We start from the raw sequence: 24158 nt of genomic DNA on the forward strand, positions 1-24158 counted from the left end.
AATAAAAGAGAAAAGATATAATTTAAATTTATAGCTTATTTGTCAAATCTTCCTCAGAAAGTGCTTTTGCCAAATCAATAATTTTTCGACGCACTTTAGCATCAGATATATTTGTAAAAGCGCGCATGAGCTGAATCCCTTCGCTGCTAGAACAAAAGTCTATAAAATTGTGATCATTTTCAGCAAAACCCTCTACTTGTTGGGAGGTAATACCTTTATCAAAAAAGTAAGAAACAGGAACATCCATAATTTCCGCTATCGCTTGAAGACGACTGGCACCAATACGGTTTGTTCCTTTTTCATATTTTTGGATTTGCTGAAAAGTAATTCCTAATTTTTCACCTAGTTTCTCTTGAGTGAGTCCTAAAATATTACGACGTAAGCGGATACGAGTTCCAACATAGATATCTATAGGGTCAGGTTTTTTTCTAGTTTCGGTCATAATGCAACTCTTTATTTCCAGCACTTTTATTCTAAACCAACATCATATTTATGCGCAGCTGATTTATCATATAATTAAAATAATATGTAATATTTTTTCCCAATATTACTGGTAAACGCAACATAATACCGTACAAAGGGCACTTGAATCATTTAAGCTGTTTTGTAGAACCAAAACCAACACGACACAATAGCATAAGGATGAATAAGATAAAAGTAGAGAAAGTTCTGTATTCATTGCTTCCTATAGGGGTAATGGATGATGGAACTTGTGAATCAATAATGCCCACAGCATTTTGTTGAAGAGCTACAACGATTCGTCCATAAGAATCAATAACAGCTGATATTCCGTTATTGGCTGCTCGTATGAGGGGGATTCCGAGTTCAACGGCACGAAGTTGTGCTTGTTGAAGATGTTGATAGGGTCCTGGTGTTACACCAAACCATGCATCATTTGTAATATTAATAATTGCTTGAGGCGGGGAGCCTTTAAAAGTCATTTCATGAGGAAATATTGCTTCATAACAAATCAAGGGTAGATAAGAAAATCCGTTTGGCATTGTAACAATTTTGCGCACACTTGCAGCACTATATCCACCAATATTATCGGCAAGGGTACGCAATCCAATTTTTTTCAATAAATTCTGATAAGGAAGATATTCACCAAAAGGAACCAAATGAAGTTTATCGGAAGTATTTAAAATATTACCTTGAGCATTAATGACTGCAATTGTATTAAAATATTGTGTTTGGGAATGAGGTAGATCATTGCTGGCTCGTATTGCTCCGATAATAGCCCATTGTTTAGGTTTTAAAAGAGAGGCAATGCGCATTGTGATAGATGAGTTATCATAGAGAAGGTAAGGAACGGAAGCTTCGGGCCATACGATAAAATCGGGTTCTGAATTTTGATCGGTTGTTGGCATTGCACTTAGATTCATATGCGCTTCCAACATAGCTTCTCGTGTATTATCACGCAATTTTATATTTTGTTGGATGGAAGGTTGAACAATGCGCACCCAATAAGAACTTTTTTGATTTTTAGCTGTGTTTTCTATAGTATGAAGACGATAAAACCCAAAACCACTGTGAATGAATATAAGTGATAAGCAAAGAGAGAGTGCCACTTTCTTTTTTTCATTTGTTAATAAAACAGTTGGCAAACTGTAGGCTAAGACAGCAAGAATATTCATTCCGTAAAGTCCCACGATTGCATCAGATTGCATGAACATTGGGGTTGGCATGGCTGTATAGCCAAGAGCATTCCATGGAAATCCTGTGAATAAAAACGCACGCAACCACTCGGACAATCCTAATGCAAAGGCTAAAACAAAAAAGCGTGCTATTCCTTTTGTCCATAATAAACCGACAATGAAACCAGAAAAAAACCAATAAAGAGAAAGGTAGAGTGGAGGAACTAAAATGGCTAATGGGACTGCCCAACCAAAAGAATCTGGATCTGTTAACAAAGCATTGCATAGCCACCAAAGTCCGCAAATAAAATAACTAAAACCAAAGGTTCCACAGCTTAAAGCGTAAGTAAAAAAATGTTTTTTATTGTTTTTTGCGTCCCGTATTGAGTCCAGCAAAACAATAAAGAGAGGGAAAGTTAAAAAGCAAAGAGGTGTCAAATAAAAGGGTGGAAGTGCAAAAGAAGTAAGAGCACCACAGAGAAATATCCATGCTTGGCGCTTCCAACCGGTAACAGAGGACAAAAAAACGATAAAATTGTTTAAAAACGCTGGACTATTCTTTAGGGATGACATTGTTCTCAAGATTCTCATTTTTTGGAATGCGAAAAATACGCAATCGCTTAATCCGGCGTTTATCAGCTTCTAAAATACGAAATCTATAACCAGGTACAGCTTCGACAATTTCACCTTTGGCAGGAATGCGATCAAGAATGGAGACGATCAAACCACCAATCGTATCAACATCATCACCATATTCCCCTACGATAAAATCAGGACCAAGAGCTTTCTCCACATCTTCTAGTTCAGTTCTTGCATCAACGAGCCATTTATTGTTTGGTTCACGTACGATAGCATTGTCGACATTATCATGTTCATCTTCGATATCACCAACAACCAATTCAACAATATCCTCCATTGAAACGAGACCATCTGTTCCCCCATGTTCATCAATAACTAAAGCCATTTGAGTTCGTGTAGTTTGCATTCGTGTTAATAATTTGCTTGCAAGCATGGAACTTGGAACAAAGAGAACAGTTCGGATCAGATCCAATTCACCGATTGGGGTATGTAAGTCTGTATGGTTTAATTGAAGCAAATCGGATTTCTGTTCGGTTTTTGTTGGGCTGACAATAAAGCGAGTCATATAGTTAAGAATATCGCGGATATGAATCATGCCACGCGGATCATCTAAAGTTTCAGCATAAACAGGTAAGCGAGAATGACCAATTTTTGCGAAGCATTTAAGGGTTTCTCCAAGTGAAGTGTTTATTTCCAGTGCTTCGATTTCAGAACGTGGTATCATAACATCATCCACGCGTGCTTCACGTAAGCGTAAAATATTATGCAACATAGTACGTTCTTCAGGTGAGAAGAGGGCAGTGTCTTTTTTATTGTCAGTCGTGAGTGCAACGGTAAGATCATCGCGCAGTGATGTAGACACACAATTACGACCCCGTAAAAATGAAAACAAATGATTCATCAGAGAATATTTTTCTGTATGATTCGTCTGTTGAGAGGTTTTTTTTTCATTATTAGAAGATGTTTGACTATTATTTTGTGCATTTGTTTTGTTTGTCATGGTTTTGAAATCTTCTAAACTTTCTTTTTATAATTAGGTGAATGAGAGGCTTTGAATGGTATGCTCGTAATATTGATTTTAAAAGTTAAATTTTATCATTTATAGACAATTCAGCGTAAGGATCTTTTATGGAAAGCTTTTGCAGAATTTCTCTTTCGAGCTTTTCCATTTGATATGCTTCATTATCAGTTTCATGGTCATAGCCAAGCAGATGCAAGATACCATGAACAATCATATGCGTTAAATGGTCTTGAAATGTTTTTCCTTGTTTTTCTGCTTCGAGAACAACAGTCTCTCGCGCAATAATAATATCACCGAGCATGGGACCAGGAGGATTTCCAGCTTTAAGTGGAAAAGCAGGAAAGGATAATACATTAGTAGATTTGTTTTTGTTGCGCCATTGTGCATTGATTTGTGCCATATGTTTATCATCCGTAAAAAGCAGGCTAATCTCGCTTACAACATTTTCCAATGAAACATGATGCATAGTCGTCATTAATGCTTTTTCAGTGATATTATAAAGCATTTTCTCATCATTCCACCCTGCGCTTTTGACCATTATATCAATAATAATCATGATGAATCAAATTCATTTTTTAATGCATCGCATGCGAATGATTTTTTTTTATTTTGTATTTCGGAATCACGATCATAAGCACGAACGATAGCAGCAACAAGTGGATGGCGTATAACATCTTCTTCATCAAAATGTACAATTGCAATATTTTCTACATTTGAAAGAATGCGAATTGCTTCAATGAGACCTGATTTTTGCCCTGTAGGCAAATCAATTTGGCTTACGTCACCGGTAACAATCATACGTGTTCCTTCACCAAGACGTGTGAGGAACATCTTCATTTGCATGGGCGTAGTATTTTGTGCCTCATCAAGAATAACAGCAGCATGGGCAAGTGTTCGTCCGCGCATAAAGGCAAGAGGAGCAATTTCTATGACACCAGAAGCTAAAATGCGTTCTATTTTTTCAGCGGGCATCATATCATAAAGAGCATCATAAAGTGGTCGTAAATATGGGTCGACTTTTTCTTTGAGATCACCGGGAAGAAAACCAAGATGTTCTCCAGCTTCAACAGCCGGACGTGAGAGAATAATTCGCTCAATGATACCACGTTCTAGAAGCATTGCAGCATGAGCAACAGCAAGATACGTTTTGCCTGTTCCTGCTGGTCCTACACCAAATACAAGCTCAGTATGCTCCATAGCGCGTATGTAAGCATCTTGTGTTGGAGTTCTTGCATGAATTATTTTTTTATGGGTACTCAACCTTGCTGGTATACGTTTCGTTGCAGATTTGTATGTTATTGTGTCTTCTTTCTGCTTCTTTGGTATATTTGCCATAGCAAGTGCTCCTTTTATATCTGATAAAGTGAGCTCTTGATGTGTTTGGGCACGTTCATAAAGTTGCTGCAATACATATTGCGCACGTTTTATAACAGAAATACTTCCACGGATTAAGACTTCATTACCACGCGGATGAATACTAAGTTCAAGTTTTTTTTCGATATAAGCGAGATTTTCGTCAAATTTACCAAAAACTGCTTTTGCATATTTATTATTTTCGAAAATCAAAACAACTTGGCTCGGATCTGAAGCGCTTGTTTGTTTCAAGTTATCAGCCTTTTCAAGGGACATATTTACTTTTTCTTTAATACGCTTTATTTTTTCGGTTGAAGCTTTCAGCCTATTCTCCATATCTACATAAATATTGCACGTTTTGTTAAGTAAATTTTATAAAAGACAATTTTTTAGAAAAGTGCACGTTTTAGATGTAATCATTTTCTTTTAAAATAAAAGAGTTTTCCAAAATATTTATTGTGAACAAGGTTTTAGAGGTATGTTTATCTATTTGTCATTTCACCAACAAAACTGTTTGAGCTTGCATTTTTAATATGAATTTCTATTACGCTACCTGTAGAGGCTTCTGTATCTACGACAACAGGTAAAAGCCAAGGGGAACGTCCTACCATTTGCCCTGAGTGACGTCCAGGTTTTTCGATGAGAACGTTAGTTTTTTGACCAATTTTAGAACGCAAAAACGCATTTTGTTGTTCAAGGAGAAGGACTTGTAACTGTTGAAGGCGGGCATCTTTTACAGATTCATCAACATAATTTTTCATTGTGGCTCCCACTGTTCCAGGACGGGGAGAATATTTAAAAGAATAAGCTGAACTGTACTGTACTTGTTGAATAAGTTTAATGGTTTCTTCAAAGTCTTCATCTGTTTCTCCTGGAAATCCTACAATGAAATCGCCTGAAAAGGCAATGTCTGGCCGTGCGGTTCGAATTTTTTCGATAAGATGAAGATAATGAGAGCTTTTGTGTTGGCGGTTCATAGCTTTTAAGATGCGATCTGAACCTGATTGAACAGGAAGATGGAGGTAAGGCATTAACATATCAAGATCTCGATGCGCGGCAATAAGGCTATCATCCATATCACGTGGGTGGCTGGTTGTGTAACGCAAACGCTTTAAACCATCGAGTTTTGCAAGATGATAAAGAAGATCGCCAAGACGCCAAGTTTTGCCATCAGCACTTTGTCCATGCCAACCATTGACATTTTGTCCAAGCAGTGTAATTTCTTTGACACCCGCTTCGATGAGTTGAAGGGCTTCTTCAGTAATTTGCTCAACGGATCGTGATATTTCGGCACCGCGTGTATAGGGCACAACACAAAAAGTGCAAAATTTATCGCAACCTTCCTGTACTGTTAAAAATGCGCTAACACCTCGTTTTCTTACTGCATGTTTATTATGGGGTGGCAAATGAGCAAATTTATCTTCAACAGCATAGTCTGTTTCGATAATTTTTTTTCCTTGTTTGGCCTTCTCTAACAATTCTGGCAAGCGATGATACATTTGCGGACCAATAACAAGATCCACTGTTGGAGCACGGCGCAAGATCTCACTTCCCTCAGCTTGTGCAACGCAACCCGTTACACCAACCATCAGGGGTTTATCAGGTGTGCGCTCTTGACGCATAACGCGCAAACGACCGAGATCAGAATAAAGTTTTTCTGCTGCTTTTTCACGAATATGACAGGTATTAACAAGAATAAGATCGGCATCATTGGGAAATTGTGTTGTTACATAGCCTTGCGAACTGAGGCTATCAGTCATCCGTTGGCTATCATAAACATTCATTTGACATCCATAGGTTTTGATAAAAACCTTTTTCGGAGCAACAGGAGGTGTATTTTTAGGATTTACTTTATTCATGGTGCATGTGTAAATGTTTTTTACACAAATCTCAATCTATTTACTTAAAAGTTTTTTGCATGATAATTGCATCACCACGACCATTTTTTGACGGGTAGTAGGCAAGACGTTCAGAAATTTTTTGAAATTCAAAGCGTTGATAAAGGTTCAAAGCAGAAAGGTTTGTGGCTTCTACTTCCAAGAATAATTTTATAGCGCCTTTGTCGTGAAGATGGTGAACTGTTCTTTCGATCAGAAAGGTACCAATTCCTTGTTGACGATAATGAGGGTGAACAGCAATCGTGATAATTTCTGCTTCATCAAGGATGAGACGGCATAGGCAAAAGCCTAAAATTTGATCAGAGCGATCGATGAGAAAAACTTTGTATCCGAAGATAGAGTGATCTGTTAAGAAATTATCAAAAGCTTCTTTTCCCCAAGACGGGGTAAAACAATGTTGATGAATTTGATGAAGAGGAGCACTATCATTAACTTGTAGCGGAGCAATTCCAAAAATCTTTTTTGTCAATGAAAATTTGGGCATTATTTTTTTTGTGGTAAAGCAAAATTGGTTTGTTGTTTTGCATCAGCGCTGCGTAGATAGAGTGGGCGAGGCGAATTTTTTGATTGTTTGTTTGCAGCAAGATAAGCATAGTTTACAATATCAGCCGCTTCGCAGGGGATTTTTTCTAGGACAATTTTTTCGTTTATTTTATGGCTTTTAATATGCTCCACAACGGCATCAGCAGCTGGGCCAGTCAGTCGGGTTTTTTTTGGCAAATCTTCGAGGATATTTTCAATTGTTTTTAATCCCGGCGCTCCTAAAGGTGTGAGATCATTATGAAAATTTTGATGGTAGAACATCTCTCTCCCTGCTTCAATGACAACAGTAATTGCTGATGCTGTACTTTTACTGTTTATTACTTGTGCTGCTAACGCTTCAAGAGCACTCACTCCAACAGCAGGTATTTCAAGTGCTAATGCCAAAGCGCGCGCTGTTGCAACACCGACACGTACACCAGTAAATGATCCAGGTCCAATATTGACAGCAATACGCTCAACTTGATCAAGCGTCATATTGGCTTGTGTCATTATTTGTGTAATCTGCCCAATAAGTTTTTCAGCATGTCCTTTGTTCATGCGCTCATTGATACGCGCAATAACAGATTTATGATGAATGAGCGCAACAGCACAATAAATTGAAGCAGTATCTATAGCAAGGATAAGCATAAAAATATTTTAGTCGAATAAAATGATAAACAAAAGTCCTGCTGTATTTTTAATCTTTTTATTATCGTATATTTCATTTATAATAGAGTTACTAGTGCCAATAAGCAACAATATCTTTTTATGGGATAGAACGAGATGTTGATTTAATCCCTATTTGTTATCACTTTTTGAATGAGTACCTTGAATATTGTAAGATTCTCTTATCTCAAATATACTTATGGCAAAACAATTAAAGTTATTAGCTTGTAAATTACAAGCGAAATTAGGGTGTGAATAAAAACTCCTTTTACGAATCGTTTAAATGTAAGGATTGTCACAACATTTTAAGCTATCAAATAGTACGACGATGCCACTTATATTACATAGTAAGTAAAAGTAATTTAAAAGGGGGAAAGCCATGACCCCATATTTTTTCCAAACAAGAGCATATTTTATCAGTCTTTGTATAAAAACTTCAGCGTAATGAGAAGATGAAAGAAATGGCATTGTTTTACATGAGTTACGTATTTGATACTACGTCATTGCAAATCATTATGGACTGAAAAGCTAATTGAAAAAGTAATTCTGACAGTCTTCACTTAACATAACAGCTCTTTCAATTTTTTGTATAGAATAATGAGCAGTTTTTTAGAACTTTTGCTGGTTTTATAAAAAACTGCTTTTAATACTTAGTGAGCCTTTGAATTGATTGCATGCTCTGTTGAAAAAAATAATAAATGCATATTTCAAAATGTTATATGGTTCAGATCAATTAATCCTATCATGATAAGGCTACAAGCGCCAAGAAGGAGTATGGAGGAAGTTGAAGCTAAAATAACGCGCCATCCTGCTTTTTTTAATGAGCGGATATCAACACCTAATCCTAAAGCTGCCATTGAAATGACCGTGAACAGTTGAGCAATAAGTTTGATTGGATTGATAGCCTTTTCAGGGATAAGACCACTTGAGCGAACAAGCATCATGATAATAAAGCCAATGATAAACCATGGGACGAGAGTGTGTAGACGAAAATGTGTTTGTGCTGATCGACGATAGATGATGGATAGGATAAAAATAACAGGGCCCAACATTAAAACCCGCACCAATTTGACAATTGTTGCAATTTGAACGCTTACGAAAGATATTGGCGCTGTTGCTGCTAAGACTTGTGGTACAGCATAAACAACCATTCCTGCAAGCACACCATATTGGTTAAATGATAAATTCAAAAGTGGGTGTAAAAAAGGGAGAAATAAAATAATAAGAACCCCTAAAAGAGCGGTAAAAGCAATTGCTGCCGCTACATCTTCATGTTTAGCATGGATGACAGGGGCAGTTGCAACGATAGCTGAATTGCCACAAATGGCATTACCACAAGCGACTAGCATTGCTAAATTGGCAGAAAGTCCAAAAAGTCTGCCTATAACAAAACTAATGAGGATGGTTATAAATATAACGAATACGATGCTTGCAAGCAAATTCCAACCGGCTGAAAGAACAGCATGGATGCTAATGCTTGCCCCTAAAAGAACAATAGCAATTTCAAGAAGCGTTTTTGCACAAAAGGTTATACCTTTTTGGAAATATTTTGGCAGATTAAAACAGCTACGAGTAATGGATCCTAAGAGAATTGCCAAAACAAGGCTTTCAAGCCATGCTTCTGCGGAAAACAGTTTTTCTATCACTTCTAAACCATAAGCTAAGGCAGATATGAGCAGGCATAATAGAATACCTGGACCAAAATTATTCACAAGGGAAAGTTTTTTCTTTGACATTTTAATATTCCCTCATAAAAAGAAAAAAATAGCAAGTAAGAAGAGACAATGGGCATTAGAAGCGAGTTTTAAAGATTTGTTCGTGCTTGTACAGCTGCTGCTAAAGTTCCATCATCAAGATAATCAAGCTCGCCTCCTACAGGAACACCATGAGCAAGTCGCGTAATTTTAACTGAAAAATTGGAAAGCTGGTCGATGATATAGTGAGCAGTTGTTTGACCTTCGACAGTCGCATTGACAGCAAGAATAATCTCCCTAATAGGGTTTTGTACAACACGTTGTATTAAGGTGGCAATGTTGAGTTCGTCAGGACCTATTCCATCTAAGGGGGAGAGTCGTCCACCCAATACATGGTAACGTGCGGCCAAAGTTTTTGCGCGCTCAAGAGCCCACAGATCAGCAATATCTTCAACAACGATAATTGTTGTATCATCGCGGCGAGGATCTGTACAAATTGAACAAGGATCAATGGTATCGACATTTCCACAAACAGAACAAATGCCAACTTTTTCTATAGCTGCTTGTATAGCTGCTCCTAAAGGCTCCAGCAATGTCTCTTTTTTTTTGATAAGATGAAGCGCAGCACGACGCGCTGAACGTGGACCAAGACCTGGTATACGTGATAAAATCTGAATGAGACGTTCAATCTCAGGTCCTGCAATGTATTTAGACATATTTTTGTCCCAAGAAAAAGATCCGTTTCATTAAAATGGAAGCTTTAAACCTGAAGGGAGCGGTAACCCTGCCGTTATACTTTTGGTTTTTTCTTCTATTGCAATTTCGATTTTTGTTCTTGCTTCATTATAAGCTGCCATAATGAGATCTTCGAGAATTTCAGCTTCCTCAGGGTTGAGTAATGAAGGATCAATTTGAATTGCTGTTATAATATTTTTGCCATTTAAAGTGATATTGACGAGCCCCCCCCCTGCAGTGCCGGTAGCTTGCAGATTAGCTATTTCTTCCTGAATCTTCTGCATTTTTTCTTGCATTTCTTTGGCTTTTTTCATCATGCTCATCATTTCACGCATAGGAATAGGTATCCTTATTCATCATTGATATCATTTTTATTTTTAAAAATATCAGCATTTTTAAAGGTCTTGGGGAGTAAATCAAGGTCATTTTCTTCTTTATTGAGTCGAATATCGACAATTTTTGCTTCTGGGAAATGGTTAAGGATTTTTGCGATATCAGGATCTGTTTCTGCATTGGAAAAAAGAGTCTTTTGTATCGCTATACTTTCCTCCTGTAAAGTTGGGCCACCTCCTTCATTAACAAAAGTTACAGTCCAGCGTTTTTCAGTCCATTGAGATATCTTTTTTTCTATATCATGAGCAAGAAATTGTGGGGTATTTTCAGAAAGTCTTAAGGTAATATGCCCAGCCTCAAAAGAAACAGGATGAACAAATTCTTTAACAAGGAGTTTGAAAGGAGCGTCATTATGCTGTTCGGCTAATTGAACAATATCGTGCAAAGAATTAATCACTAGAGTTTTAGGTTGAGTAATCTTTTCTGTTGTTTGCGTGACAGAATGCGATAAATTTGCACTCTTTTCAGAAAGATCAATAGATTGAGAAGTTTCAAGACTTTCTGTTACTTCTTGGGCTTTTGTGTTGTCAGGCGTTTTATTTTTAACTAAATTTTCCGGTTGTAAGGAATGATCTAATTGGTTTTTCAAATCTGATTGATCGGGTAATATATTTGAAACGCTCGAGGAAGCATAGGCTTCGACCATTGTTTCTTTTGTTATATTATTTGTATTTGTAGATTCTTGATGAGAAGAGTTTTTAACCAATGTGAGAGATGTTTTTTCTTGCGTAAGCTTTTTTAAAGCTTCATCAAGAGTTGGTAACTCAGCCGTGTGAGCAAGACGAATTAAAAGCATTTCAGCGGCTTGAAGCGGACGTGCAGTTTGATTAACTTCCTGCAAACCTTTGAGTAACATTTGCCAGTTTCGGGATAAAACAGGAACGGAAAGTTTTTTTGAAAAGTTTAAGCTTCTTAAACGTTGTTCTTCAGTCAGTGAGAAATCTTCCACTATTTCTGGTGTAAAACGTAAACGTGTAACCAGATGATTAAAATCGGCTAGTTCTGTCAATACAGTAAGAGGATCAGCACCTGCCTCATATTGACTGCGTAATTCATGTAATGCATTAACAACATCGCCCTTCATGATAAATTCAAAAAGATCAATAATACGTGCTTGATCCGCTAATCCTAACATTGTACGCACCGCAATGGCATTAACATTGCCATTGCTATGGGCAATCGCTTGATCAAAAATGGATAATGCATCACGTGCAGATCCTTCTGCAGCACGGGCAATCATAGAGAGTGCTTGATCTTCTACTTCTACCTTTTCATATTTCGCAATTTGGCGCAAATGTGCACTCAAAGCTTTTGATTCAATACGCCGCAAATCAAAACGTTGGCAACGCGAAAGGATTGTAATAGGAACTTTGCGAATTTCTGTTGTGGCAAAAATAAATTTCACATGGGACGGTGGTTCTTCAAGAGTTTTCAATAAACCATTAAAGGCTTGTGTTGAGAGCATATGTACTTCATCGATAATATAAACCTTATAACGTGCAGAAACAGGACGATAGCGTATTTGTTCAATAATTTCACGAATATCATCAATGCCCGTATGAGAAGCGGCATCCATTTCTATAACATCAATATGGCGTCCTTCGATAATTTGTGTGCAATGTTCACCAAGAGAGTCTAATACGGTTGTCGGTTGGTCAATATCTTTTGTTTTATAATTAAGCGCACGTGCCAAAATACGTGCTGTTGTGGTTTTACCTACGCCACGAATCCCTGTTAACATCCACGCTTGTGCAATACGACCTTTTTCAAAGGCGTTGGTGAGAGTACGCACCATAGCTTCCTGACCAATAAGGTCAGAGAAGTTTTGGGGTCGATATTTACGAGCAAGAACACGATAGGCTGTTTCTACCGGTACATTTTCCATGAATATTTCCAACTTCGAAGTTCTTTATGCGTACATCTTGATAACACAAAAGCATAGATCAATACTGTAGTTTCATATAAAAGGATTTTTTCTTAATCAAATTATTTATGGGACAATTTGTTAAAAAATAACCAAACCCCTTTATTTGCTGCATACAAATGCCGCTCTGAAGATTAAAAATACCTCGCTAAAAGACAGCATAAAAAATAATTTCTTCAGAAAAATAGGAGGTTGGCACGATGACCCGTACCAGAACTCGTTGGGGCTGCTTCTTTCCAGACCTGACCCAGTTGGCGAGCAGTTCGTCCACCACCAACCTCCCAAGTTCATATTGTCGATTTGGAATGAAAAATCAAGCTCAGAAACGAAAAATATCCTAAGAACGACGAAGAATTTTCCTTTGCGTTTAATTTATTGACATATAAACAACAAAGAGATTATGGATTTATCAGTTTTCATAGCAGTAGCTCTTCATATTTATTTGGTATGAAAATATTTTTCGCTTAAGATAATCTGAATGTATAATTATTCTCATTCGCTGAAATATGTAAGAGTTTTAGGATAGATATGTCTGTTCTAAAACTACGAAATTGAATCATCAAAAATTTACAACAGTCAAAGAAGCAAATAAAGTAGATAGATCATGTAATTGGCTAACATTCGAAAGTTAGGGGGAAGAGTGCTATTTAAATAATTAGCAAATATTGCTTTAATGATGTTGCTCCTCTCACACAAAACAGAACATCTCAAACAGAACAACTTAATGTTGTTCATTTACATGCTTTTTAAAGAGCTATTGCTCAGTACTCTTAACGATATTTCAAACCCCGCTCGTAAATAGTATACATATTTCCCTTGAGGTGTAAATCCATTGTGCACTATCCTCTTTATGCTTAATAAAAGTCTAAATTTGAGCTCTCATACTATTAACAATTCCCAATATTGCGATCCCTTGCACTTGAGAGGCTTTATAAGAAGCTTTTTTATTCTTTTTTAATCGTTTTTACTCACACACCACCTCCATTTGTAACTTTCAAGGAAACGATTTTAATTGATTTAATATGAAGATTTAAGATGGGAGGATCTTACTTTATTCGTGGTTGTAATTCAGTATAAAAAAATCAAAGTCTTATAATGATAAGTCAATATCTTAAATAGCTTATAAGACCACCACCTGATTTCTATAGTGAATGAGAATATCAAATACGTAATATTTTTTCTTTTAACATATACGAATATAAATACTGAGTAGATGTTATCGCTCTTTGCGTGCTTGTTCTTTTAATTAAAAAACATCGATGTTTATCACAAGATGGATCAATATATGAATTTTCATCATTTGAGAAAAGGTTTCATATATTTTTTAAGTGACTGTGCTCATACAAGAGAAGATGCAACATTCAGCGCTATAGAAATAAGGGGGTACTGGTTTTATAAGCGTAAAAATGGTTCTTATTCGATATAAGCGACATTTTATAGTTTCAAATCTGTTTATCTAAGTGATTTGGGTAAGATGTGCTTCATAGCACTTAAAATGAAGCAGCTACGAAGATAGAAGTCATATTCTTATTAAAAAATAGCTCTGATAGTAGAAAATCCAGAACAATTTAAGTTTAGTCTTTTAGGTTTTGCAAAAGTCCTTCAATATCTAATGTTCTGAGCAGCTTAAGGTTTTTCCATATTAGTATAAAAATACCTCTTCAGCGATTAGTTTTAACAGCTTATCATGTCGTATTTTGAAAAAAATACCTGAAAAAAGAATAACTCTACTCAAATTTAGATGTTATAGAAATATTATTAATCATAATCTCCTGTGTCACAATTTGTTCCAACAACTTTTTTCTTCGTAATATTTTTAAAAATATAATGTCCTGACGAAGGAAAACTTATATGAAGAGATTTTATATTTTTTAGTGTAAAGACCTTTTTTTCTTTATCATGGGTTATTTTTTTTTCATCATCAACAACAATTCTCAATTTGTTTAGATCAGAAGGGGTAGAGTATGATAAAGTGAAGGATACTTTATTCGGTTTAAAGATACTACAAGAGTATTCAACTCCTTGATGGACAATATCGGATGGGGTGATCACAACACTTTCATCCAGCGCAAAATTCCATTTTTTCTCACCAAAGCCAGCAAATGCAACACTAGAGTAGGCGAGAATATTTGCGGCTAATAATCCTTGCGCGAAGATTTTTTTCATTATCCTTTCCTTTTTTCTAAAGTGAGATGAATCATAAATCAGTTTTTATAAAGATGAAAGTTCAAACTTAATGCTAAAAGCAGGTTTGAGTTGTATTTTCTAGCTTTAAACCATGTTCAGACTAATATCATTCTAATAAATTTGAATGTTCTATCATGTATAATAATTTGAATTGTTTTGAGAGTTAATTAGAAGTTCGTTATCTTTATTGGCATAAACTATCAGAAGAAATGACTTGTTTCAAGAACCTCTCTATAATATATAAAGGGAAATATATGGTACAAGTGTTTTTATTTTTGGTTACTGTGTTTTTTACATTGGTTTTTATACAAGTTGAATTGCTTTTTATCATGATATAATTTGTGAAAAAGTATTATGGAAATAATTTATATATTCTTTTATGAACCGTTTTTTCTTCTTCAGTTTTTATGAAGGGTGTTGAGTAGAAAAAAACGAGCTCTTCCAAGATGCGTCGCATCATGAAATTTTTACGATGCTCTTTGATATCAGCAAAGAATGATGGCAGTTTAATTGCTTTTATATATACGATGTTCGATCGTTTTGTGCTGGATAAGTACCGATAATACGCAGTTCTGCAGAAAAGAAAGATAATTCTTCTAAGGCAAGTTTCATCATCGGGTCTTCAGGATGTCCTTCAATATCAACAAAGAATTGTGTTGCATTGAAATTTCCACCAATTTGATAGCTTTCTAATTTTGTCATATTGATACCATTCGTTGCAAATCCTCCCATAGCTTTATAGAGAGCAGCTGGGACATTGCGCACTCGAAAAAGAAGACTGGTGATGATTTTTTCGCCATTTTTAGGTTTGGGGACATGTCGTTTGGAGCGTGAAAGGATGACAAAACGGGTAATATTATGAGGGTTATCTTCAACATCTCTTTCAAGAATATCAAGTCCATAGAGTTCTGCTGCGATTAAAGGTGCTAAGGCAGCCTGTGAGCGTTTAGCATTTTTTTTAATAAATTTTGCAGCTCCAGCAGTGTCTGTAGAAACAACAGGTTTCCAACCGTTGTTTCGTATGATTTTTCGGCATTGTGCAAGGGCATGCGTATGGCTGTGGACGGTTTTAATTTCGTCATATGTAACGCCGGGCAAAACCATTAATTGAAAATGGATAGGTAAAAAATATTCATCAATAATATAAAGAGATGATTGCGGTAAAAGATGATGAATATCTGCAACGCGTCCTGCAAGAGTATTTTCAATAGGGATCATAGCAAGATCAGCTTTCCCACTTTCCACTAAATTAAGCGCGTCTTCAAAAGTAGCAGAGGGAACAGCATCCATATTGGGGAACATATTGGAGCAAGCAATATGGGAATTAGCGCCGTATTCTCCTTGGAAAGAAATTTTATTGGTTTTTTTAAGTATTTTCATGCTAAAATCTCACAAACTCTATCGAGATCATGTTGTGTGTCTACACCTAAGGGAATTGTATCGACTATTTCCACATCGATACGCATATTGTTTTCTAATGCACGTAATTGTTCAAGTTTTTCACGTTGCTCAAGTGTAGAGGGTTTGAATGATACAAATTTCTCAAGTGCTTCGCGCCGATAAGCGTATATTCCAATATGATGATAAAGAGGACCATCTCCATAAGGTGCTGTGGTACGCGTAAAATAAAGAGCACGAAGGCGATTTTGAGAAAGAGGTGTACCAATGATTTTGACGACATTGGGATCTCTTTTTTCATTTTCTTCAATGATTCGAGCACCCAAGGTTGCAATATCAGTAAAGCTATTTTCTAAAGGGCGTAGTGCATGAATGATTTCACGAGGCATTATTGTTGGTAAGTCACCTTGTATATTTAAAATGGTATTGTAACGTTGTTCAGGATCAATACGCATTAAAGCTTCATAAATACGATCAGATCCAGACTTATGATCACCTTGTGTTATGATACATTCATGCCCATAATCTGCAACAGCTTTAGCAATATCATTATGATCTGTTGCAACGATCGTACGTCCTATTGCAGCTTTTTTGGCTTGTTCTGCGACATGAACAATCATCGGCTTTCCGCCAATTTCAGCGAGAGCTTTTCGAGGAAGACGGGTTGAGCCTATACGAGCAGGAATAAGAATAATTGGTTCAAGAGCCATTGTAAGATTCCAAATGTCATCTGTGATGCATTTATGATGTTGTGTGTTATAAAGAAAAAGCTTAAACTAAAAATGGTAATGAAACCGTGAACATTTGAGTTTTTATGAATCGCCCGAGATTTATTTATTTTATTTGTGCTTGTTTATGTGTTCTGGTTATTATTGTGGGGATTTCCACACTCAGTAATATAATTTACGATCATCCTACATCAGTCCAATACTATTATACAGTTGCCAAGAATGATACATTTCAAGAAAAACAAAAAGCACCTGATGTTTCCCTATCACTAAATAGCCGTCTTCAACAAGGCAATTTTGAAAATGGCCGTAAACTTTTTCGCCAATGTGCCATATGCCATACTTCTGGACGCAATGAAGCAGGGCGTGTTGGTCCAGTTCTTTGGGAGATTGTTAACCGCCCTTTGGCATCAGCAGCAGGTTTTGCTTATTCACGGGCATTGCGTGCTCATTCTGATCAAAAATGGGATTTTGTAACGTTAGATCGTTATCTACATTCTCCACGTGAAGCTTTTCCTGGGACCATTATGTCTTTTCGTGGAATTAAAAATGACCAAGATCGTGCCGATCTTTTGCTTTATTTACGCAGTTTATCCGATCATCCTGTTCCTTTACCAATGGATAATAATAAAGCAAAAGAGCTAAATTAACTTATACCATAGATGTTAATTTTAGAAAGAAGTCTGATTTTTTTTGTAATTTTAGTTTCACAGTTTTATAAAAAGAGCTCTTATTGATGTTTTGTTAGGGGGAACGCCCCTCACGCAAAACAGAATACATTTAACGTTGCATATTGACTCGCTTATTTTAAAGAGATCTTTTATAAAAATGCACTCTTTACGCTGTCATCTGTAGATTGGTTTTCAAGATTTGTGTGCTTCACTTTTTCTACATATACTTGTCTGTGAAATTATTGCTGAAGGATTATCAATTCATGAGCTGCAGCTTTCTGCTTCTGAATGCAATAATTATGTAATTAAAGCTCTCCACGAGGTTTATCTCAATCCTTCTATACACATCAATCCCTATGTACTTTTCTTGCGAACAGAGACAATTGATTATTCTTATTACGTGCAATAATCCTAAGCTGCGTTTTATGATGCTTGATGAATAGACGTTTTCTCTTGAGGTTAGAGGTGTAGGGACAGATCATTGACCTTTTATAGTATCGATAACTAAAATATGATTTAGATTATTTGTTTATAGGTTATGGTATGAAGTAAGCACTTTCATGTGAAGCAAATTGGAAGCAATTTTTATGTGTGAATAGTAAAATAGTTGAATAGAGTTCTGCTGATTATATTTTTATCTACTTCGAAAATTTTTTACACAAGAATACTGATGGCAGCTAAGTTTGCACGAGTCTCTGTTCATTTATAGACGATGACATGAAATTATGCTGATAAGCTATTATAGAGAATTATTTTTTCACAAAAGGTCTTCCATATTTGTGATAAATTTAATAGTTTCCATTGGTTACAGTGTTTCGATGACTTACGATAAAACATCAGTATTTCAATACATATTGCGACATATTGCGAGAGTGCTAAAAATTAATGCGGGAGGAGACATAATCATGATTCCCCAAGCTTCTTAATAACTATGGCATTTTTCTTATAATTTGAGCGTTTATAAGTAATAATATTAAATTGCGCTAATAATCCATTGTAGAGAAGAATTTTTCCCACTAAGGGTTCACCAATATTTGTGATCATTTTAATAACTTCCATTGCTTGTAGGGTCCCAATAACGCCAGGTAAAACACCGATGATTCCAGTTTCAGCGCATGTTGGGATAGTTCCGTGAGCCGGAGGCGTGGGAAATAAATCGCGATAGTGAGGATTATTGTCTTTATATGGCATAAGGACGGTTAATGAGCCATTAAAACGTTCTACAGAACCACTTATTAAAGGTTTTTTGCATTGGGCAGCGTGATCAGCAAGAAGATAGCGTGTCGTAAAATTATCACTTCCATCAACAATGATGTGGTAAGCATTGAGCAGTTTATCCACATTACTTTTATCTAAGCGTAGGGTGTGTTTTTCAACTACAACATGAGGATTTATTGCTTTTATAGTGGTTTCAGCACTGTCTGTTTTTCTTTTGTTTATTGCATTTGTTTTATGAATAACTTGGCGTTGTAAATTGGAAAGTGAAACGATGTCGTTATCGACAATTCCAATGGTTCCAACACCTGCGGCAGCCAAATAGGTTAAGACAGGAGCACCAAGACCACCAGCGCCCACAACAAGAACACGTGCTTTTTTTAGCTTTTGTTGCCCTGCACCACCAATCTCAGGCAAAATGATGTGGCGTGCATAGCGTTCGATTTCTTTGTTGTTTAATTTTGTATCTGTTTCTTGTGTCATAAATTTTCTCTTGTCATAGTTCTTTTATTGTTTACTAAGTTTATGGTGCATAGACCAGTCTGCTTTTAGGATAGGGAGGATTTATTTATGAAAATTGCCATTCAGATGGATCATATTTCAACAGTTCGGATTCAAGGAGATACGACATTTGCACTCGCTTTAGCAGCACAAGAACGTGGACATTCTCTCTTCCATTATACACCAGATCGTTTATCTCTGTGTGATGGTTGTGTGATTGCACGACTAGAGCCATTGATTGTGCGTGATAAAGAGGGAAGCCACTATCAATTAGAAAAGCCTGCTCGCACGGAATTAACAGATATGGATGTGGTTCTTTTACGCCAAGATCCACCTTTTGATCTCAATTATATCACGACGACTCATTTGTTAGAACGTATTCATCCTAAAACACTCGTTGTGAATGATCCAGCATGGGTACGCAATAGCCCAGAAAAAATTTTTGTTACTGAATTTTCTGATCTGATGCCAGAAACATTAATTACCAAAGATATTGAAGAAATAACAGCTTTTAGAGAGACATTTGGCGATATTATTGTTAAACCACTTTATGGAAATGGGGGCGCTGGTGTTTTTTATTTAAAACAAGATGATCGCAATTTAGCATCATTGTTGGAAATGTTTGCAGAAATTTATCATGAACCTTTTATTGTTCAGCGCTATTTAGAGGCAGTACGAAAAGGAGATAAAAGGATTATTTTGCTTGATGGTACACCCGTTGGAGCTATTAATCGAATTCCGACAAAAACAGATGTGCGCTCTAATATGCATGTTGGAGGTCGCGCGGAAAATGTTGAGTTAACAAAACGTGATTATGAGATTTGTGAACGTATTGCTCCAGCCTTAAAGGAACGTGGTCTTCTTTTTGTGGGGATTGATGTGATCGGAGATTATATAACAGAAATTAATGTGACGTCTCCTACAGGAATTCGTGAAATTAAACGCTTCTGCGGTACAGATGTTGCTCATTTGTTTTGGGATGTTATTGAGTTCAAGCGTTCAAATTAATTTATTTGACAGAGGACAAAAACATGGTTTTAAAAAAATGATCCATGTTGTTTTTTATATTTGTTATGTTGCAAATGTGAACTAGAATGACCGTATGATATAAATTAAGAGGCTGTGTCCTCAATTTTTAGGGAGTTTATAGATGAGCAGAGTATTATCAATTGGAGTGGGATTGATTTTTGCGCTACTGCTGTCAGCAAATGGAGGCAATGCGCGCGATCAAATACAGATTACTGGTTCATCTACAGTTTTACCTTATCAAAAGATTGTTGCTGAGACATTTGGAGAAATTTATCCCCATTTTAAGGTTCCTGTTATCGAATCAGGTGGAACAGGAGCTGGTATTAAGGAATTCTGCCGTGGTATTGGGGAGAACACCGTTGATATTGTCAATGCTTCGCGAGCAATGAAGCCGAGTGAATTACAGTCTTGTTTTGATGCTGGTGTAAAAGATGTTGAGGAAATACGTATTGGGTATGATGGTATTGTTTTTGCAACAGATATTAAGGGTCCTGATTGGAAGTTAAAGCCAGTAGATGTTTATAAAGCTCTTGCTGCTCGAATTATTATAGACGGAAAGTTGCAACCGAATAATGTTTTGAAATGGAGTGCAGTTAATAGTGCTCTTCCTGATTGGACGATAGCAGCGTATATTCCTGGAGAGAAGCATGGGACGCGTGAAGTTTTTGAGGAAAAATTACTTACTGAGGGGTGTAAAGAGAGTGGGGCAGTTGAGGTGATGAAGTCTTTAGGAATGGATGATAAGGAGATACACACTGCTTGTATTGCGATACGTAAGGATGGAAAAGCGGTTGATATTGATGGTGATTATTCTGAAACATTTGCGCGTCTAACTTCTAATAAAACAGGGGTTGGTATTTTTGGTTTGTCTTTTTATCAAAATAATGCTGATAGGCTAAAGGTTGCCGATATTAACGGTTTTGCGCCAACAGTTGAGACGATTTCTAGCGGACAATATCCAGTTTCTCGTCCGCTTTTTTTCTATATTAAGAAAGCACATTTAGGTATTATTTCAGGTTTGCGAGAGTATGTTGACTTTTTTCTTTCTGATCAGATGATTGGCCCAGAGGGTCCTTTGGCTGAATATGGTTTGATTGTTTCTCCTGAAAAGGAGCGTCAAGCGCAGCGTTCTGATTTTTCTGCTGGTCGAGTAATGACATTGAAATAATTTGCAGGGAAAATTTGTTGGATTTCTGGAATAGGAAACTTGGGTGCTATTTTTTATAAAAACTGAAAGATAAAATGCGCATTTCCTTTATTATTTTGCTGTTATTGATTTTTGGATTTTGTGGCTTTTGTATTTCTTATATGCGAGCACGCATTCTTGAATACAGACAACATAAGATGCATTCTCGTGCGTATTATTATGGCTGGTGGACATTTTTGATTACTGTTATTCCAGCTTTTATTTTTTTAATTGTTTGGGATGCTGGGAGTACAATTTATTTAGAATATAATGCCTCTCGAGAGCTTGGGGCGTATAGTGCGCATGTAACAGAGTCTGTAAATCATGATCTACTTTGGGAGACACTTCGAAGTCTCGTCAAAATGATTCATCGCTTTGAGGGGAATCTTTCTACCGCTTCCTATAAGGAAGTGCAGGCACAATTACTCGCGAAGGGATTGATTGTATCTCATGAAGCATCAGATGATGTGTTCAAAATAGCCCGGTCGTGGGTATTCTCTTCTGAAAAGCTTAAGTTTATAGGTTATGGTTTCCTTTTTGCTATTGCATTCTTTGGTTTTATCTTTGGAATGATGCAAATTGCGCCTCATCAGCGTGCGCGCAATAAGGTTGAATCTTTTATTATTATTGGATTAATTTGTGCATCTATTGTTGCAGTTTTGACAACAATAGCCATTGCGCTTTCTATGCTTTTTCAGACAGTGAGCTTTTTTCAGTCTGTATCCTTTTCAAATTTCTTTTTAGGAACTGTTTGGGATCCGCGTTTTTCCGCGAGTGGCTCAAGCGATGAAGTAGGACAATTTGGTTTAATACCGCTTCTTGCTGGTACGCTTTATATTGCATTTGTCGCCATGCTTTTTGCTGTACCTATAGGACTATTTTCAGCTCTTTATATGGCTGAGTATGCTTCTGCGCGATTGCGAGCAATTGTAAAACCATTGTTGGAAGTTCTTGCTGGCATCCCAACCATTGTTTATGGTTTTTTTGCTTTGAAGGTTGTAGGACCATTTTTACGTGATCTCTCTGCGTCTCTCTCAGATGGGGGTGGTTTTATTATGGCACAAAGTGTTTTGACTGCTGGAGTTGTGATGGGAATTATGTTGATACCTTTTGTTTCCTCTTTATCGGATGATGTTATTACGGCTGTTCCACGCATTTTACGTGAAGGTTCTTATGGTTTAGGCGCAACGCAATCTGAAACAATTAAAAAAGTTGTTATACCAGCAGCGCTTCCAGGGATTATGGGGGCCATTTTGTTGACGGCATCGCGTGCAATTGGAGAAACAATGATTGTGGTTTTGGCGGCAGGTGTTGCAGCAAACTTAACACTCAATCCTTTCGAAGCAATGACTACGATGACTGTAAAGATTGTTAATCAATTGACCGGTGACTTTGAGTTTAATTCTCCACAAACTCTGGTGGCTTTTGCCTTAGGAATGACGCTCTTTGTTATGACACTTTTGATGAACATTCTGGCTCTTTATATTGTGCGTAAATATCGGGAACAATATGAATGAATGAAGATTTTTTCCCTCGTCGCAATATTAGCCTCAAGCGTCGGTATTGGGCTGAACGTCGTTTTCGTGCCTATGGTTTGATTGCCATTTCTATTGGTTTGTTTTTTTTATTTACGCTTTTATGGTCTATCATTGGTCAGGGTTATACAGCTTTTTTTCAAAGTGAAATGACATTATCGATTTATTTGGATGAAAAGATCATTGATCCAAGTGGTCAACATAAAACAAAACCGCGAGTACTCATGACGGCGAATTATCCACTTCTTGTACGCAATGCTTTAGCAAAGAAACTTAATATAGATCAAAATGATCGAGCCTCTCTTCGGGAAGTTAATCGTATGTTTTCAAATAGTGTTCGCGTTCAACTGCGTGAAATGGTGACAAAGAATCCAAAACTGATTGGCACGATGCAAAAAGTTAAAGTTTTGGCATCTGCGGATATTGATTCTGCTTATAAGGGACAGATTGATCTGCGTGTAGCAGAAAAAAACCGTAAAGTTTCTAATCGACAAGTAGAATGGATAAAGCGTTTAGCGCATGATGGTACGCTTTATAAAACATTTAATATTGGTTTTTTTACATTTGGCGCTTCAAGTCGTCCTGAGACTGCGGGATTAGGTGTTGCGATCATTGGTTCTCTTTATATGATAGGCATCGTTTTATTAGTTTCACTCCCGATAGGCATAGCAACGGCTCTTTATTTGGAAGAATATGCACGCAAAAATAAATTTACAGATTTTATAGAGGTTAATATCAATAATCTTGCAGCTGTTCCTTCAATTGTGTTTGGTCTTTTAGGACTCTCTTTTTTTGTTAATTTTTTAGGATTACCACGTTCAGCTTCTTTTGTTGGTGGTCTTGTTTTAGCGCTCATGACTCTTCCTACGATCATTATTGCAACACGTTCTGCTCTGCGTGCTGTTCCTCTCTCTATTCGTGCAGCAGCTTTAGGACTGGGAGCATCAAAAACACAAATGATTTTTCATCATGTTGTTCCTTTAGCTGCGCCTGGTATTTTGACAGGCACAATTATTGGAGTCGCTCAGGCTTTGGGTGAAACAGCTCCTTTGCTTTTGATTGGAATGGTTGCTTTTGTTGTTAATATTCCTACGACCCCTATGGATCCAGCAACAGCTTTACCTGTTCAAATTTTTATGTGGGCGGGTGAAGCAGAGCGTGCTTTTGTTGAAAAGACATCAGGTGCTATTATTGTATTAATGATTTTTCTTGCGATCATGAATATTTCTGCGGTTTTTTTACGTCGACGATTTGAACGCCGCCAGTAATTTTAATAAAACAACAGCTTT

Annotated in this window: 21 protein-coding genes and 1 other RNA gene; 5 read left to right on the plus strand and 17 right to left on the minus strand. The window is 36.7% G+C overall.

The genetic code is table 11. From position 1 onward, the window contains the following. Positions 1-28 precede the first annotated feature (28 nt). The 16 genes from ACFIKJ_RS03415 to ACFIKJ_RS03490 all read right to left on the minus strand — a co-directional run bounded on the left by ACFIKJ_RS03415 (position 29) and on the right by ACFIKJ_RS03490 (position 16714). Positions 29-442, minus strand: a complete 414-nt coding sequence (locus ACFIKJ_RS03415) for a helix-turn-helix transcriptional regulator (RefSeq protein ID WP_330168649.1) — start codon at positions 440-442, stop codon at positions 29-31. 148 nt (positions 443-590) lie between these two features. Next, positions 591-2225 (minus strand): apolipoprotein N-acyltransferase, encoded by a 1635-nt coding sequence (gene lnt, locus ACFIKJ_RS03420; RefSeq protein WP_375625643.1) that lies wholly within the window; start codon positions 2223-2225, stop codon positions 591-593. Then, complete coding sequence (locus ACFIKJ_RS03425; RefSeq protein ID WP_375625645.1) at positions 2188-3213, minus strand: hemolysin family protein; 1026 nt, start codon at positions 3211-3213, stop codon at positions 2188-2190. The genes lnt and ACFIKJ_RS03425 overlap by 38 nt, the downstream gene beginning before the upstream one ends. A gap of 85 nt (positions 3214-3298) precedes the next feature. Further along, on the minus strand, positions 3299-3790 hold the full coding sequence (ybeY, locus tag ACFIKJ_RS03430) for an rRNA maturation RNase YbeY (protein WP_375625647.1): 492 nt from the start codon (positions 3788-3790) through the stop codon (positions 3299-3301). Continuing rightward, a complete protein-coding gene (locus tag ACFIKJ_RS03435) occupies positions 3787-4911 on the minus strand; it encodes a PhoH family protein (protein ID WP_375626873.1) in 1125 nt (374 codons plus the stop codon). Before ACFIKJ_RS03435 ends, ybeY begins: the two co-directional genes overlap by 4 nt. A gap of 158 nt (positions 4912-5069) precedes the next feature. After that, complete coding sequence (gene miaB, locus ACFIKJ_RS03440; protein WP_375626768.1) at positions 5070-6446, minus strand: tRNA (N6-isopentenyl adenosine(37)-C2)-methylthiotransferase MiaB; 1377 nt, start codon at positions 6444-6446, stop codon at positions 5070-5072. 40 nt (positions 6447-6486) lie between these two features. Next, positions 6487-6969 (minus strand): ribosomal protein S18-alanine N-acetyltransferase, encoded by a 483-nt coding sequence (gene rimI, locus ACFIKJ_RS03445; protein WP_375626770.1) that lies wholly within the window; start codon positions 6967-6969, stop codon positions 6487-6489. Continuing rightward, a complete protein-coding gene (tsaB, locus tag ACFIKJ_RS03450) occupies positions 6969-7655 on the minus strand; it encodes a tRNA (adenosine(37)-N6)-threonylcarbamoyltransferase complex dimerization subunit type 1 TsaB (protein WP_375626772.1) in 687 nt (228 codons plus the stop codon). Before tsaB ends, rimI begins: the two co-directional genes overlap by 1 nt. 725 nt (positions 7656-8380) lie before the next feature. Next, complete coding sequence (locus ACFIKJ_RS03455) at positions 8381-9409, minus strand: YeiH family protein (protein ID WP_375626774.1); 1029 nt, start codon at positions 9407-9409, stop codon at positions 8381-8383. A gap of 68 nt (positions 9410-9477) precedes the next feature. Further along, positions 9478-10083, minus strand: a complete 606-nt coding sequence (recR, locus tag ACFIKJ_RS03460; protein WP_375651804.1) for a recombination mediator RecR — start codon at positions 10081-10083, stop codon at positions 9478-9480. 30 nt (positions 10084-10113) lie between these two features. Beyond that, entirely contained in the window at positions 10114-10437 is a 324-nt protein-coding gene (locus tag ACFIKJ_RS03465) for a YbaB/EbfC family nucleoid-associated protein (RefSeq protein WP_375626779.1), read from the minus strand. 14 nt (positions 10438-10451) lie between these two features. Further along, a complete protein-coding gene (locus tag ACFIKJ_RS03470) occupies positions 10452-12380 on the minus strand; it encodes a DNA polymerase III subunit gamma/tau (protein WP_375670261.1) in 1929 nt (642 codons plus the stop codon). A 223-nt stretch (positions 12381-12603) separates the two neighbouring features. Next, positions 12604-12701: signal recognition particle sRNA small type (ffs, locus tag ACFIKJ_RS03475), an RNA gene on the minus strand. Between the two features lie 1476 nt (positions 12702-14177). Continuing rightward, a complete protein-coding gene (locus tag ACFIKJ_RS03480; protein ID WP_375670262.1) occupies positions 14178-14585 on the minus strand; it encodes a hypothetical protein in 408 nt (135 codons plus the stop codon). Between the two features lie 537 nt (positions 14586-15122). Next, complete coding sequence (locus ACFIKJ_RS03485) at positions 15123-15986, minus strand: prephenate dehydratase (protein WP_273787808.1); 864 nt, start codon at positions 15984-15986, stop codon at positions 15123-15125. Continuing rightward, complete coding sequence (locus tag ACFIKJ_RS03490) at positions 15983-16714, minus strand: 3-deoxy-manno-octulosonate cytidylyltransferase (protein ID WP_375670263.1); 732 nt, start codon at positions 16712-16714, stop codon at positions 15983-15985. Before ACFIKJ_RS03490 ends, ACFIKJ_RS03485 begins: the two co-directional genes overlap by 4 nt. A gap of 104 nt (positions 16715-16818) precedes the next feature. Here ACFIKJ_RS03490 and ACFIKJ_RS03495 point away from each other — a divergent pair, with 104 nt between their 5' ends. Beyond that, entirely contained in the window at positions 16819-17382 is a 564-nt protein-coding gene (locus ACFIKJ_RS03495) for a c-type cytochrome (protein ID WP_375648542.1), read from the plus strand. 924 nt (positions 17383-18306) lie between these two features. On the opposite strand, the gene ACFIKJ_RS03500 is transcribed toward ACFIKJ_RS03495, so the two are convergent. Then, positions 18307-19101, minus strand: coding sequence for a molybdopterin-synthase adenylyltransferase MoeB (locus ACFIKJ_RS03500; protein WP_375626794.1), 795 nt, complete (start codon positions 19099-19101; stop codon positions 18307-18309). Between the two features lie 87 nt (positions 19102-19188). On the opposite strand from ACFIKJ_RS03500, the gene gshB reads away from it, so the two are divergent. The 4 genes from gshB (at position 19189) to pstA (ending at position 24137) form a co-directional block, all read left to right on the plus strand. Beyond that, positions 19189-20127, plus strand: coding sequence for a glutathione synthase (gshB, locus tag ACFIKJ_RS03505; protein WP_375626796.1), 939 nt, complete (start codon positions 19189-19191; stop codon positions 20125-20127). Positions 20128-20269: 142 nt separating this feature from the next. Continuing rightward, positions 20270-21316 (plus strand): substrate-binding domain-containing protein, encoded by a 1047-nt coding sequence (locus ACFIKJ_RS03510; RefSeq protein WP_375626798.1) that lies wholly within the window; start codon positions 20270-20272, stop codon positions 21314-21316. A 74-nt stretch (positions 21317-21390) separates the two neighbouring features. Next, entirely contained in the window at positions 21391-22851 is a 1461-nt protein-coding gene (pstC, locus tag ACFIKJ_RS03515; RefSeq protein ID WP_375653791.1) for a phosphate ABC transporter permease subunit PstC, read from the plus strand. After that, positions 22848-24137, plus strand: coding sequence for a phosphate ABC transporter permease PstA (gene pstA / locus ACFIKJ_RS03520; protein ID WP_375626802.1), 1290 nt, complete (start codon positions 22848-22850; stop codon positions 24135-24137). Before pstC ends, pstA begins: the two co-directional genes overlap by 4 nt. The last annotated feature ends 21 nt before the right edge of the window (positions 24138-24158 follow it).

The sequence above is a fragment of the Bartonella sp. PS7NMGDW genome (assembly GCF_042193585.1).
Classification (GTDB): Bacteria; Pseudomonadota; Alphaproteobacteria; order Rhizobiales; family Rhizobiaceae; genus Bartonella; species Bartonella grahamii.

Bases quoted from the DNA above. Each gene is read 5' to 3' on its own strand.
- ACFIKJ_RS03495 (WP_375648542.1), top strand. From the start codon at position 16,819: ATGAATCGCCCGAGATTTATTTATTTTATTTGTGCTTGTTTATGTGTT.
- lnt (WP_375625643.1), bottom strand. From the start codon at position 2,225: ATGAGAATCTTGAGAACAATGTCATCCCTAAAGAATAGTCCAGCGTTT.
- ACFIKJ_RS03490 (WP_375670263.1), bottom strand. From the start codon at position 16,714: ATGGCTCTTGAACCAATTATTCTTATTCCTGCTCGTATAGGCTCAACC.
- ACFIKJ_RS03455 (WP_375626774.1), bottom strand. From the start codon at position 9,409: ATGTCAAAGAAAAAACTTTCCCTTGTGAATAATTTTGGTCCAGGTATT.
- miaB (WP_375626768.1), bottom strand. From the start codon at position 6,446: ATGAATAAAGTAAATCCTAAAAATACACCTCCTGTTGCTCCGAAAAAG.
- ACFIKJ_RS03470 (WP_375670261.1), bottom strand. From the start codon at position 12,380: ATGGAAAATGTACCGGTAGAAACAGCCTATCGTGTTCTTGCTCGTAAA.
- pstC (WP_375653791.1), top strand. From the start codon at position 21,391: ATGCGCATTTCCTTTATTATTTTGCTGTTATTGATTTTTGGATTTTGT.
- ACFIKJ_RS03500 (WP_375626794.1), bottom strand. From the start codon at position 19,101: ATGACACAAGAAACAGATACAAAATTAAACAACAAAGAAATCGAACGC.
- pstA (WP_375626802.1), top strand. From the start codon at position 22,848: ATGAATGAAGATTTTTTCCCTCGTCGCAATATTAGCCTCAAGCGTCGG.
- ACFIKJ_RS03465 (WP_375626779.1), bottom strand. From the start codon at position 10,437: ATGCGTGAAATGATGAGCATGATGAAAAAAGCCAAAGAAATGCAAGAA.
- ACFIKJ_RS03480 (WP_375670262.1), bottom strand. From the start codon at position 14,585: ATGAAAAAAATCTTCGCGCAAGGATTATTAGCCGCAAATATTCTCGCC.
- ACFIKJ_RS03415 (WP_330168649.1), bottom strand. From the start codon at position 442: ATGACCGAAACTAGAAAAAAACCTGACCCTATAGATATCTATGTTGGA.
- rimI (WP_375626770.1), bottom strand. From the start codon at position 6,969: ATGCCCAAATTTTCATTGACAAAAAAGATTTTTGGAATTGCTCCGCTA.
- tsaB (WP_375626772.1), bottom strand. From the start codon at position 7,655: ATGCTTATCCTTGCTATAGATACTGCTTCAATTTATTGTGCTGTTGCG.
- recR (WP_375651804.1), bottom strand. From the start codon at position 10,083: ATGTCTAAATACATTGCAGGACCTGAGATTGAACGTCTCATTCAGATT.
- ybeY (WP_375625647.1), bottom strand. From the start codon at position 3,790: ATGATTATTATTGATATAATGGTCAAAAGCGCAGGGTGGAATGATGAG.
- ACFIKJ_RS03510 (WP_375626798.1), top strand. From the start codon at position 20,270: ATGAGCAGAGTATTATCAATTGGAGTGGGATTGATTTTTGCGCTACTG.
- ACFIKJ_RS03425 (WP_375625645.1), bottom strand. From the start codon at position 3,213: ATGACAAACAAAACAAATGCACAAAATAATAGTCAAACATCTTCTAAT.
- ACFIKJ_RS03485 (WP_273787808.1), bottom strand. From the start codon at position 15,986: ATGAAAATACTTAAAAAAACCAATAAAATTTCTTTCCAAGGAGAATAC.
- gshB (WP_375626796.1), top strand. From the start codon at position 19,189: ATGAAAATTGCCATTCAGATGGATCATATTTCAACAGTTCGGATTCAA.